This window comes from Streptomyces sp. NPDC046985, from assembly GCF_040644415.1.
GTDB lineage: Bacteria > Actinomycetota > Actinomycetes > Streptomycetales > Streptomycetaceae > Streptomyces.
This window is the reverse complement of the sequence record NZ_JBEYWK010000018.1, coordinates 141,984-154,308: the sequence shown is the minus strand read 5'-3', so window position 1 is coordinate 154,308 and position 12,325 is coordinate 141,984. Positions and strand designations below refer to the sequence as shown.

The 12,325-nt window shown below is 72.8% G+C and carries 11 protein-coding genes; 6 read left to right on the top strand and 5 right to left on the bottom strand.

Translation table 11 applies throughout. From position 1 onward, the window contains the following. The first annotated feature begins 106 nt into the window (after positions 1-106). The 6 genes from ABZ861_RS23455 (at position 107) to ABZ861_RS23430 (ending at position 5,637) form a co-directional block, all read left to right on the top strand. On the top strand, positions 107-1,921 hold the full coding sequence (locus ABZ861_RS23455; protein ID WP_361633160.1) for a phosphatidylglycerol lysyltransferase domain-containing protein: 1,815 nt from the start codon (positions 107-109) through the stop codon (positions 1,919-1,921). A 257-nt stretch (positions 1,922-2,178) separates the two neighbouring features. After that, the gene (gene folP / locus ABZ861_RS23450; RefSeq protein WP_361633158.1) at positions 2,179-3,075 is read left to right on the top strand and encodes a dihydropteroate synthase; all 897 of its coding nucleotides are present in this window, start codon (positions 2,179-2,181) and stop codon (positions 3,073-3,075) included. After that, positions 3,072-3,692 carry a nuclear transport factor 2 family protein gene (locus ABZ861_RS23445; RefSeq protein WP_361633156.1) on the top strand — a complete coding sequence of 207 codons (621 nt, stop codon included), beginning with the start codon at positions 3,072-3,074 and terminating at the stop codon, positions 3,690-3,692. Before folP ends, ABZ861_RS23445 begins: the two co-directional genes overlap by 4 nt. Before the next feature lie 299 nt (positions 3,693-3,991). Further along, the gene (gene folB, locus ABZ861_RS23440) at positions 3,992-4,351 is read left to right on the top strand and encodes a dihydroneopterin aldolase (protein ID WP_361633154.1); all 360 of its coding nucleotides are present in this window, start codon (positions 3,992-3,994) and stop codon (positions 4,349-4,351) included. Next, on the top strand, positions 4,348-4,959 hold the full coding sequence (folK, locus tag ABZ861_RS23435) for a 2-amino-4-hydroxy-6-hydroxymethyldihydropteridine diphosphokinase (protein ID WP_361633152.1): 612 nt from the start codon (positions 4,348-4,350) through the stop codon (positions 4,957-4,959). The genes folB and folK overlap by 4 nt, the downstream gene beginning before the upstream one ends. Positions 4,960-5,145: 186 nt before the next feature. After that, positions 5,146-5,637, top strand: coding sequence for a DUF3180 domain-containing protein (locus ABZ861_RS23430; RefSeq protein WP_361633150.1), 492 nt, complete (start codon positions 5,146-5,148; stop codon positions 5,635-5,637). Positions 5,638-5,804: 167 nt separating this feature from the next. On the opposite strand, the gene folE is transcribed toward ABZ861_RS23430, so the two are convergent. From folE to ABZ861_RS23405, 5 genes are all read right to left on the bottom strand, one after another. Next, a complete protein-coding gene (folE, locus tag ABZ861_RS23425) occupies positions 5,805-6,410 on the bottom strand; it encodes a GTP cyclohydrolase I FolE (protein ID WP_361633148.1) in 606 nt (201 codons plus the stop codon). A gap of 148 nt (positions 6,411-6,558) precedes the next feature. After that, positions 6,559-8,595 (bottom strand): ATP-dependent zinc metalloprotease FtsH, encoded by a 2,037-nt coding sequence (gene ftsH, locus ABZ861_RS23420; RefSeq protein WP_361633146.1) that lies wholly within the window; start codon positions 8,593-8,595, stop codon positions 6,559-6,561. Positions 8,596-8,779: 184 nt separating this feature from the next. Further along, positions 8,780-9,340, bottom strand: coding sequence for a hypoxanthine phosphoribosyltransferase (gene hpt, locus ABZ861_RS23415; RefSeq protein WP_361633212.1), 561 nt, complete (start codon positions 9,338-9,340; stop codon positions 8,780-8,782). 73 nt (positions 9,341-9,413) lie between these two features. After that, positions 9,414-10,640 carry a tRNA lysidine(34) synthetase TilS gene (gene tilS / locus ABZ861_RS23410; RefSeq protein WP_361633144.1) on the bottom strand — a complete coding sequence of 409 codons (1,227 nt, stop codon included), beginning with the start codon at positions 10,638-10,640 and terminating at the stop codon, positions 9,414-9,416. A gap of 364 nt (positions 10,641-11,004) precedes the next feature. Beyond that, positions 11,005-12,138 carry a zinc-dependent metalloprotease gene (locus ABZ861_RS23405; protein WP_361633142.1) on the bottom strand — a complete coding sequence of 378 codons (1,134 nt, stop codon included), beginning with the start codon at positions 12,136-12,138 and terminating at the stop codon, positions 11,005-11,007. Between the last annotated feature and the right edge of the window lie 187 nt (positions 12,139-12,325).

Here is a 12,325-nt window from a genome sequence, read left to right as displayed (position 1 = left end):
GACGCCGTCCTAGAGGGCGCAATGTCGCCGGATGCCCGGATCGGCACCGGATTCAAGGTCTCTCGCAGAACTACGGGATGCGATGTCTGTCAGGATAGATGGGGAAATGTCGGGTGAGGTTCCGGGGCGAGGGCGCCGGGTGCGGCGCATCCTGCGCGGCCCGCGCGCCGAGGTCGTTCCCACCGTCATCGGCAGGGCCTGCGCCGTCGTCGGCCTCGTGGACATCGCCGCGGGCGTCTTCCCGCGCTTCCGGCACAGCCGGATGCACGCGCTGGCCGAGGTGCTGCCCGGCTCCTTCGGCCCGTTCGCCGCGGCTCTCTCGCTGAGCGCGGGCGTCCTCCTGCTGCTGCTCGCCCACGGGCTGCGGCGGCGCAAGCGGCGCGCCTGGCGCTCCGCCGTGGCGCTGCTGCCGGCGGGCGCGGCGGCGCAGTTCCTCTACCGGCACTCCCTGGCCGGTGTGATCGTCTCGCTCCTGCTGCTGGCGCCCCTGCTGATCCACCGCAAGGAGTTCGCGGCCCTGCCCGACCCGCGCAGCCGGTGGCGGGCGCTGGCCAACTTCGTGCTGATGAGCGCCGGTTCGCTGGCCCTGGGCATGCTCGTCGTCACCGCCCACGGGCACAGCATGGTCGGCGACCCGAGCGTGGCCGACCGGCTGACCCACGTCGTCTACGGCCTGTTCGGCTTCGAGGGCCCGGTCGACTACCAGGGCAACACCTCCTGGACCGTGGGCTTCTCGCTCGGCGCCCTCGGCTGGCTCACCGCGGTCACCACCGCCTACTTCGCCTTCCGCCCCGAGCACCCGGCCGCGCGCCTGACCGAGGAGGACGAGACCCGGCTGCGCGCCCTGCTGGACCGGCACGGCCGCCGCGACTCCCTCGGCCACTTCGCGCTGCGCCGCGACAAGGCGGTCGTCTTCTCCCCCAGCGGCAAGGCCGCGGTGACCTACCGGGTCGTCTCCGGCGTGATGCTGGCCAGCGGCGACCCGATCGGCGACGTCGAGGCGTGGCCGGGCGCCATCGAGCGCTTCATGGACGAGGCCAAGGCCCACTCCTGGACGCCCGCGGTGATGGGCTGCTCCGAGACCGGCGGCGAGGTGTGGACCCGGGAGACCGGCCTGGACGCCCTGGAACTGGGCGACGAGGCGGTGGTGGACGTCGCGGATTTCTCCCTCGCCGGACGCGCGATGCGCAACGTCCGCCAGATGGTCAAGCGCATCGAGCGAGCCGGCTACGAAACCCGGGTCCGGCGCATCCGTGACCTCGGCGACGCCGAGCTGGAGCGCGTCCGGCAGGCCGCCGAGGACTGGCGCGGCACCGACACCGAGCGCGGCTTCTCCATGGCGCTCGGCCGCATCGGCGACCCCGGCGACGGCGACTGCCTCATAGCGACCGCCCACAAGCAGGACGACGAGCCCGGCGAGTACGGCGACCTGAAGGCGATCCTGCACTTCGTGCCCTGGGGCGGCGACGGCGTCTCCCTGGACCTGATGCGGCGGGACCGGTCGGCCGACCCGGGCATGAACGAGCTGCTGATCGTGGCCGCCCTCCAGGCCGCCCCGAAGCTCGGCGTCGCCCGCGTCTCGCTGAACTTCGCGATGTTCCGCTCGGCGCTGGCCCGCGGCGAGAAGATCGGCGCCGGTCCGGTGCTGCGCGCCTGGCGCGGTCTGCTGGTGTTCCTCTCGCGCTGGTTCCAGATCGAGTCGCTGTACAAGTTCAACGCGAAGTTCCAGCCGCGCTGGGAGCCGCGGTTCGTCGTCTACCGCGCCTCCGCCGACCTGCCCCGCATCGGGTTCGCCGCCATGCAGGCGGAGGGCTTCGTCACGCTCGCGCTGCCGGCGCCCCGCTTCCTGCGCCGCCGCCGCGCCGCCAGGCGCCCGTGCGCGCACGGGGTCGCTGAGCAGCGGGACGTACGAGCGGCCTGAGCGGGTCGGGGTCGGGGGACGTTCCACGAGGGAGCGTCCCCCGCCCCGGCGCGGCGACTCCCCCGGCCCGGCGCGGCACCTCCTTCGGCGCGGCGTCTCCCCCAGCCCGGCGCAGCACCTCCCCAGCCCGGCCCCGGGCGGGCCGCCTCGCCCCGGCGAGCCGGTCCGCCCCCGTGGAGGGCCGCCCGCTCCCGGTCGGCATCCGCAGCCCCGGACGGCCCCGGCGGCGACCCCGGCGAACGGCCTAGGCTGAACGTATGAGCAAGCAGAGCGGGCGCGGGCACGTGGCGGGCCTTCCGGAATGGGACCGGTGCGCGGTCATGGGGGTCGTGAACGTGACCCCGGACTCCTTCTCCGACGGCGGCCGCTGGTTCGAAGCGGACACCGCCGTCAAGCACGGCCTGGACCTGGTCGCCCAAGGCGCCGACCTGGTCGACGTCGGCGGCGAGTCCACCCGCCCCGGGGCCGCCCGCGTCGACGAGGCCGAGGAGCTGCGGCGCGTCGTCCCGGTCGTCCGCGAACTCGCCGCCGAGGGCGTCGTGGTCTCCGTCGACACCCTGCGCGCCCGGGTCGCCGAGCAGGCGCTCGCCGCCGGCGCCGTCCTCGTCAACGACGTCAGCGGCGGCCTCGCCGATCCGCGCATGGTGCCCGTGGTGGCCGCCGCCGGCGCCCCCTTCGTCGTCATGCACTGGCGCGGCTTCCTCCAGGGCGACGCCGTCCGGGGCAGCTACCAGGACGTCGTCGCCGAGGTGGTCGATGAGCTGCACGCGCGCGTACAGGCCGTCCGGGAAGGCGGCGTGGCCCCCGAGCGGATCGTGGTCGACCCCGGTCTCGGCTTCTCCAAGGAGGCCCGGCACGACCTGGAGCTGCTGGCGCACCTGGACCGCCTGCGGGCCCTCGGCCACCCCGTGCTGGTCGCCGCCTCCCGCAAGCGGTTCCTCGGCCGGGTGCTGGCCGGGCCGGACGGCGCGCCCCCGCCCGCGCGGGAACGCGACGCCGCCACGGCCGCCGTGTCCGCCCTCGCGGCGCACGCCGGCGCGTGGGCCGTGCGCGTGCACGAGGTGCGCGCGACGGCGGACGCCGTACGGGTCGCCCGCGCCGTGGAGGCGGCCGGCGCCGCCACCGCGCCCCGCACCCCCGAGGACGCCCGGTGAGCGCCCCGCACCTGGACGTCGAGCAGGTGGAGGCGGCCAACACCGCCTTCTACGAGGCACTGGAGCAGGGCGGCTTCGAGGAGCTGTCCGCGCTCTGGCTCACCCCGTCCGACCTGGGCGTCGACGAGGAGTACCACGACCCGGCCGACACCGGCGTGGTCTCCTGCGTGCACCCCGGCTGGCCGGTGCTGACCGGCCGCGGCGAGGTCCTGCGCTCCTACGCGCTGATCATGGCCAACACCGACTACATCCAGTTCTTCCTCACCGACGTGCACGTCTCCGTCACCGGCGACACCGCCCTGGTGACCTGCACCGAGAACATCCTCAGCGGCGGCCCCGCCCCCCGCGACGGCGACGAGCTGGGCCCGCTGGTCGGCCAGCTCGTCGTCGCCACCAACGTGTTCCGGCGCACCCCGTCCGGCTGGAAGCTCTGGTCCCACCACGCCTCCCCTGTGCTGGCCGACGGCAACGAGAACACCGAGACCAACGAGAACACTGAGAACGCTGAGCACGCTGAGCACGCTGAGAACACCGAGAACAACGCAGACGACGAGAGCAGCGTGAACGGCGCGGACGACGAGAGCGGCGGAACCTGGGACGACGACACCCTCTCCTGAACGGGTGCGCACCTGCCGACGGAGAGGACCGGCGGATCCGGCGGACCGGCGCGGCGCGCGCGGAGGCGACGTGGCCGGAATCACGAGCCCGCGGCGCTTGAGCGGACCGCGCCCCGCGAGCAGCCGGGTCTTCCTGGGCAAACGCGGGGAAACACGCGGTGAAGCCTCACTCAAGCGGAGCGCGGCGCCGTCCCCGGGGCCTGATGCTGTCGGCGCCCGCGGGTAGATTCAGCAGCGACCGGTCGTCCGCCCGCACGCGGCGCGCACCGGTCGTACCGACGAGTGCAGGAGTGATTCGCTTGGATCGTGTCGCGCTGCGCGGCCTGAGAGCCCGCGGGCACCACGGCGTGTTCCCCGAGGAGCGCGAGGAGGGCCAGACCTTCCTGGTCGACCTCGTCCTGGGCGTGGACACCCGGCAGGCGGCCGCCGACGACGACCTGGCGAAGACCGTGCACTACGGCGTCGTCGCCGAGGAAGTCGCCGCCGTGGTCGAGGGCGAGCCGGTGAACCTCATCGAGACGCTCGCCGAGCGCATCGCCCAGGTCTGCCTGGGGCATGGGGGGGTCCAGGAGGTCGAGGTCTGCGTCCACAAGCCGGACGCGCCGATCACGGTCCCCTTCGACGACGTGACCGTCACCATCACCCGGAGCCGAGTATGACCGCCCCCTTCCACCAGGGTCCCGTCGACCCGACCGTCCAGCCGGTGCCCGCCTCCGTCGTCGAGCAGGTCGACGCGGCCGACACCACCCTGCAGAACCCCCGACGCGCCGTGATCTCCCTCGGCTCCAACCTCGGCAACCGCCTGGAGACGCTCCAGGGCGCCGTGGACGCCCTGGAGGACACCCCGGGCGTCCGGATCAAGGCGGTCTCCCCCGTCTACGAGACGGCGCCGTGGGGCGTCGCGCCCGGCGCCCAGCCGGCGTACTTCAACGCCGTGGTGGTCCTCAAGACGACGCTGCCGCCGTCCTCCCTGCTGGAGCGGGCGCACGCCGTCGAGGAGGCGTTCAGCCGGGTCCGCGACGAGCGCTGGGGCCCGCGCACCATCGACGTGGACATCGTCTCCTACGCCGACGTCGTGTCCGACGACCCGCGGCTGACGCTGCCCCATCCGCGCGCCCACGAGCGCGCCTTCGTCCTCGCCCCCTGGCTCGACGTCGACCCCGACGCCCAGCTCCCGGGCCGCGGCCCCGTCACCGCGCTGCTGGACTCCGTCACCCGCGCGGGCGTCGAACCGCGCGGCGACCTGGAACTCCGACTGCCCGAGTAGTCGTTAAGGTCGAGGAAGATCGAAGACGTTCCAGGAAGATCCGGGGACGTCGAGGGCATCGAGGAAGACCGAAGGAGATCCGGACGGCGAAGGGCCGCGAGGGGCCTCGCCGACGGGTCGGCGCGGGGCCTTCCGCGCCCGGCCGCGGGGTCCGGGGGAGCTGACCGGGGGAGCTGAGGGGACACCGTGAAAGAGCTGCGCATCAGGGTGCTGGCCGGCGTGTTCGTCGTGGCCGGAGTGCTGTCCTGGGCGGCCGCCCGCCTGTGGAACGCGGTGGGGACGCTGCCCAGCGTCCCGCTGGCCGCCCCCGTCGTGCTCGCCCTGATCGCCGTGGTCCTGCTGTCGACGGCGCTCTCGCTGCGCTCCCGGCTCAGGGCCCAGCGCGAGCGCCGTCCCGAGGCCAAGGGCGTCGAACCGCTGATGGCCGCCCGCGCGGTGGTCTTCGCCCAGGCCAGCGCGCTGGTGGCCGCCCTCGTCGGCGGCATGTACGGCGGGACCGGCGTCGTCCTCCTGGAGCTGCTGGACATGCCCGCCCGCCGCGACCAGGCCGTCTACGCCGGCTTCTCGGTCGTCACCGGCGTCGCCGTGATAGCGGCGGCCCTGTTCCTGGAGCGGGTCTGCCGCCTCCCCGAGGACGACGACCAGGACCACCGCCCCGGCGCCGAACCGGCCGCCTGACGCCGCGCTGTTCACGTCCTGACTGGCCAGGGGCGGCTACGGCGACCCGCGTCCCTAGCCCCTCCCATGTGTGGAAGCGCGCGCCGTCCCGTCAGCGCGCCATTTCCCCGAGGCGCGTCAACGCGCCGTCCCTCTCGTACGCCAGCCCGCTGTCCCTCCCGTGCGCGTCAGCGCGCCATGATGAGGCTCATCGCCTCGTTCCGGGTGGCCGCGTCCCGCAACTGCCCGCGCACCGCGGAGGTGAGCGTCTTCGCGCCGGGCTTGCGGATGCCCCGCATCGACATGCACATGTGCTCGCACTCCACGACGACGATCACACCGCGCGGCTCCAGGATCTGCATCAGCGAGTCGGCGATCTGCGTGGTGAGGCGTTCCTGCACCTGCGGCCGGCGCGCGTAGACGTCCACCAGCCGGGCCAGCTTGGACAGGCCGGTGATCTTCCCCGAGACGGACGGGATGTAGCCCACGTGGGCCACGCCGCGGAAGGGCACGAGGTGGTGCTCGCAGGTGCTGTAGACCTCGATGTCCTTCACCAGGACCATCTCGTCGTGGCCCAGGTCGAAGGTCGTCGTCAGCACCTCCTCGGGCGTCTGCCACAGTCCCGCGAATATCTCGCGGTAGGCCCGCGCCACGCGCGCCGGCGTGTCGTGCAGGCCCTCACGGTCCGGGTCCTCGCCGACCGCGAGGAGAAGCTCGCGCACGGCGTTCTCGGCGCGCTTCTCGTCGAACTCGCCGATGGCGCCCTCGCCGTCCAGCGTCACGGGGTCGGTCATGTGAAGCCTCGTTCCTGTCCGTCTCAGCCGCGGACGTGCGACACGCATGCGAAAAGCCGCGTCCCCCAAGGCTAGAACCTCGGGGGACGCGGCCCGCATTCCGGGCGAGCGCGGGACCGGCAGGCCGGCGGCCGCGCTCGGGGAGGTGTCAGCTCTCCGGTCGGCGGTCCTCCGGCGTCTGCTCCGGGGCGGACTCCGCCGCCGTGGACTTCACCGTGCTGATCGCCGCCGTCGCGCCGTTGGCCCCGTTGGTCAGGGCCAGCTCCTTCGGGGAGAGCACCGGCGGGCGGGTGGACGGCGTGCGCCGGGAGGACCCGGTCCAGGCCGGCCGCGGCGGGCGCTTGACGATGAGGGCGAAGATCTCGGCGATCTCCTCCTTGCCCAGGGTCTCCTTCTCCAGGAGGGCCAGGACGAGGTTGTCGAGCACGTCGCGGTTCTCGACCAGGATCTCCCAGGCCTCGTTGTGCGCGTTCTCGATGAGCTTCTTGACCTCCTCGTCGACCAGCGCGGCGACCTCCTCGGAGTAGTCGCGCTGGTGGGCCATCTCACGTCCGAGGAACGGCTCGGTGTTGTCGCCGCCGAACTTGATGGCGCCCAGACGCTCGGTCATGCCGTACTGGGTGACCATCGCGCGGGCCGTGGTGGTGGCCTTCTCGATGTCGTTGGCCGCGCCCGTGGTCGGGTCGTGGAAGACCAGTTCCTCGGCCGCGCGGCCGCCCAGCATGTAGGCGAGCTGGTCCAGCATCTCGTTGCGCGTGGTCGAGTACTTGTCCTCGTCCGGGAGCACCATCGTGTAGCCGAGGGCCCGGCCGCGGGACAGGATCGTGACCTTGTGGACCGGGTCGGAGTTCGGCGAGGCCGCCGCGACCAGGGCGTGGCCGCCCTCGTGGTACGCGGTGATCTTCTTCTCCTTGTCCGACATGATCCGGGTCCGCTTCTGCGGGCCCGCGACCACGCGGTCGATCGCCTCGTCCAGCATCTTGTTGTCGATCAGCTTCTGGTCGCTGCGGGCCGTGAGCAGCGCGGCCTCGTTCAGGACGTTGGACAGATCGGCGCCGGTGAAGCCGGGGGTGCGGCGGGCGACGGCGGCCAGGTCGACGTCGGGCGCGACCGGCTTGCCCTTCTGGTGGACCTTGAGGATCTCCAGACGGCCCTGCATGTCGGGGCGGTCGACCGCGATCTGGCGGTCGAAGCGGCCCGGCCGCAGCAGGGCGGGGTCGAGGATGTCGGGCCGGTTGGTCGCGGCGATCAGGATCACACCGCCCTTGACGTCGAACCCGTCCATCTCGACCAAGAGCTGGTTCAGGGTCTGCTCGCGCTCGTCGTGACCGCCGCCGAGGCCGGCGCCGCGGTGGCGGCCGACCGCGTCGATCTCGTCGACGAAGACGATCGCCGGAGCGTTGGCCTTGGCCTGCTCGAACAGGTCGCGCACCCGGGAGGCGCCGACGCCGACGAACATCTCGACGAAGTCGGAACCGGAGATCGAGTAGAACGGCACGCCCGCCTCGCCCGCCACCGCGCGGGCCAGCAGCGTCTTGCCGGTGCCGGGCGGGCCGTAGAGCAGGACGCCCTTGGGGATCTTCGCGCCGACGGCCTGGAACTTGGCCGGCTCCTGGAGGAACTCCTTGATCTCGTGCAGCTCCTCGACGGCCTCGTCGGCGCCCGCGACGTCCGTGAACGTCGTCTTCGGGGTGTCCTTGGTGATGAGCTTGGCCTTGGACTTGCCGAAGTTCATCACCCGGGAGCCGCCGCCCTGCATCTGGTTCATCAGAAACAGGAAGACGACCACGATGAGGACGAAGGGGAGCAGGGAGAGCAGCACGCCGAGGAACGGGTTCTGCTTCGACGGCGCGACCGTGTAGCCGTCCGGGATCTGCTTGTCCTGGTACTTGGTCTGCAGAATGGTGGCGATGTTCACGCCCTGGTCGCCGATGTAGCTCGCCTGGATCTTGGAGCTGCCGTCGACCTTCTGCCCGTTCTTGAGCTCGACCTTGACGGTCTGCTCGTCGCCGGTGCTCAGCTTGGCCTGCTGGACCCGGTTGTCATTGATCGCTGCTACGACCTGGCCTGTGTCCACCGTCTTGTAGCCGCCGGACGAGCCGACGACCTGCATCAACACGACCACGGCAAGGACGGCCAGCACGATCCACATGACCGGCCCACGGAAGTATCGCTTCACGTCCATCCATACGGAGCGGTGCCGCCCCGTCCCTCCTGCCATAGTGAGTCTGATAAGACAGTTCTTCTGACGGTACCCCAGCATTGTGGCCCGAAGCCGCAGGGCCGGGCTGGCGTTCCCGTCTGCACGCTCCAACGGCCCGGGGGCCCGTGGGGTTCCCGATCACGTCACGGCGCCGCCGCCGTTCGGGTCATCCCCCGTAGACGTGGGGGGCGAGCGTACCGACGAACGGGAGGTTGCGGTACTTCTCGGCGTAGTCCAGGCCGTAGCCGACGACGAACTCGTTGGGGATGTCGAAGCCCACCCACTCCACGTCGATGGCGACCTTCGCGGCCTCCGGCTTGCGCAGCAGGGTGCACACCTTCAGGGAGGCGGGCTCCCGGGTGCCCAGGTTGGAGATCAGCCAGGACAGCGTCAGGCCGGAGTCGATGATGTCCTCGACGATCAGGACGTGCTTGCCCTTGATGTCGGTGTCGAGGTCCTTGAGGATCCGCACCACGCCGGAGGACTGGGTGCCCGCCCCGTAGGAGGACACGGCCATCCAGTCCATGGTGACCGGGAGGGACAGCGCCCGCGCCAGGTCGGCCATGACCATGACCGCGCCCTTGAGGACGCCGACGATCAGCAGGTCCTTGTCCGCGTACTCCGCGTCGATCTTCGCGGCCAGCTCGGCCAGCTTCGCGTCGATCTCTTCTTTGGTGATGAGCACCTGCTGGAGGTCGGCACCCATGTCTTTCGCGTCCACCCGCATCACTTTCGGTCGTCCCACCGGCTGCCGCCGGCCTCCTCGCGCGGAGGCCGACGCCTTTCCGAGAGGGAAGGATTCAGCCTTGCCGAATCACCAGTCTGCCACCCTGCCTGCGAGCGACGACTTTGCCCGGGAGGTTGATGGCCCCCTGACCTCGCCAGCCGGTGATCAGCCGGTCGACCTCCTCGAGGTGCCGGGCGAAGAGGGAGCCGGCCGGGGCGCCGGCGTCGATGACGGCGCGGCGCAGCACGCGGCGGCGCACCGCCGGGGGCAGCGCGTACAGCTTGGCGCACTCCAGGCACCCGGCGTCGTCGCGTACGGCGGCCTCCGCCTGGCTCGCCCAGGCGTCCAGTGCGTCCGCGTCGTCCCGGGAGAGCTGGGCGGTGCGGGCGAGGGCCTCGACGACGCCCTTGCCGAGCGCCTTCTCCAGGGCGGGCAGGCCCTCGTGGCGCAGCCGCGAGCGGGTGTAGGCGGGGTCCGCGTTGTGCGGGTCGTCCCAGACGGGCAGCGACTGCGCCATGCACGCCTTGCGGGCGGTCTGGCGGTCGATGTGCAGGAACGGGCGCCGGTACCTGCCGCCGGCCCCCGAGACCGCGGCCATGCCCGACAGGGAGCGGATGCCGGAGCCGCGGGCGAGGCCGAGCAGCACGGTCTCGGCCTGGTCGTCGCGGGTGTGGCCGAGGAGGATCGCGGCGGCGCCGCAGCGCTCGGCGGCGGCGTCCAGGGCGGTGTAGCGGGCGTCCCGGGCGGCGGCCTCCGGGCCGCCGTCGCGGCCGACGGCGACGGCGACGGCTTCCACCGGGTCCAGGCCGAGTTCGCGCAGCCGCTGGGCGACCTCGTCGGCGCGCAGGTCGGAGCCGGGCTGGAGGCCGTGGTCGACGGTGACGCCGCCCGCGCGGACGCCGAGCTTGGGCGCCTCGAAGGCGAGCGCGGAGGCGAGCGCCATGGAGTCGGCGCCGCCCGAGCAGGCCACGAGCACGAGCGGCGCGTGCGGATCCGCGTGCGACGACGGCGCGGCGGCGCGGCGGCCGCGACTGGGCGTGGGCACGCCGTGCGAGGACGCGCCGGGCGAGGACGCGCCGAGCGGCGGCCCGGAGGGCCGGGCGGTCCGCGGGCCCGGCGCGGAGGGCTGGACCCAGGCGCCGGCCGCCGCCTGCGCGCCGTGGGGCGCCGGGGCGACGTGCGCGCTCTGGAGGGCGGGGTGCGGCAGCCCGGCGTGGAGCGCGGTCCGCTCGTCGAGGATGTCGTGGAGGACGCGGCGTACCGCCAGGCGTATCGCCGCGACCGCAGGATGGGGACCCATGTCCGGTTCCCTTCACGAAAGGTTTGAGGGGGGTGAGCCCGAGTCAGTCACTCAAAGTGTGTAGATGGTGACAGAAACGGGCGGTTCCCCGAGCATTGCACGCCTACCCTTCGCCCACGGTCCCTCGGACGGGTGATTGGAGAGGCGTTCTCCTGCCGTTGGCGGGATCGCGCGCCCGCAGACGCGCCGTCCGCGCCGACCCGCCGCGGCGCGCCGGCCCTCCTTGTCGCACCTGACGCACCTGACGTGCCCGCCCTCTCCAGCGTCCCTAGAGCCCCTGGCCTCCCAAGCCTCCCCAGCGTCCCCGTGCTCCCGGCGGAACCTCCATCGCCGCCGTGACCACCGCCGTCGCCCGGCCCCTCCGTCAGGAGTCGGCCTTGCGGTGCACCCTCGAGACCCACTCCGCCGGGCTGGAGATCTCCGTCTTGGTGGGCAGCGTGTTCGGGGAGGTCCACACCCGGTTGAAGCCGTCCATGCCGACCTGGTCGACGACCGCGCGCACGAAGCGCTCGCCGTCCCGGTACTGGCGCAGTTTGGCGTCCAGGCCCAGCAGCCTGCGCAGCACCGCGTCCAGCCGCGAGGCGCCCTTGGCGCGGCGCTGCTGGAACTTCTCGCGGATCTCCGCCACGCTCGGCACCACCTCCGGGCCGACCCCGTCCATGACGAAGTCGGCGTGGCCCTCCAGCAGGGACATCACCGCGGTGAGCCGGCCGAGGATCTCCCGCTGGGCGGGGGTCTGCACCAGCTCGACGAGGGACCGGCCGCCCTCGTCCTCCTCGCCCTCCGGGCGGCCCGCGGCGAGCGACTGTGCGGCGTCCCTGATGCGCTCCATGAAGGCCATCGGGTCGACGTCGGTCTCGGACAGGAACGACTGGATCTCGCCCTCCAGATGGTCCCGCAGCCAGGGCACCGCGGTGAACTGCGTGCGGTGGGTCTCCTCGTGCAGGCACACCCAGAGGCGGAAGTCGTGCGGCTGTACGTCGAGTTCGCGTTCGACGTGCACGATGTTGGGGGCGACGAGCAGCAGCCGGCCGCCGCCGTCCGCACCGGCGGGCAGCTCGCGGGTGGCCGGGGCGAAGGTCTCGTACTGGCCGAGGACGCGGGAGGCCAGGAAGGACAGCAGCACGCCCAGTTCGACGCCGGTGACCTTGCCGCCCACCGCGCCGAGGACCGCGCCGCCGGAGCTGGCGCCGCGCCGCTGCTCCATCTTGTTCAGCAGCGGCTTGAGCAGCTCCCGGAATCCCGCGACGTTCGCCCGGATCCAGCCCGGTCGGTCGACCACCAGCACGGGGGTGTCGTGGGTCTCGTCCGTGCCCAGCCGGGTGAACGCCCGGACGTGCTCCTCCGAGACCTTCGCGTGCCGGCGCAGCTCCGCGACGGCGGCCCGCGCCTCGTCCCGGCTCACCTCCGGACCCGGCCGGACCAGCCGCGTCGCGGTCGCCACCGCGAGATTCCAGTCGACCATCCCGGAACTTGCCGCACCACCGATGCTCGTCATGCGTCAACGGTACGTGAGCACCGCCGCCGGGGGCAGGCTGCGAACCCGTCCGGCCCGGCGGCTGCCGCGGTCCGGCCGCCCCGGGAGCCCGCCCGACGGGAGCCGCCGGACAAGGCCCGGACGACCGGGCCTGGACGGCAGGCGGCGTAGACGACGGGGCCTAGACGACCGGGCTCACACGCCACAG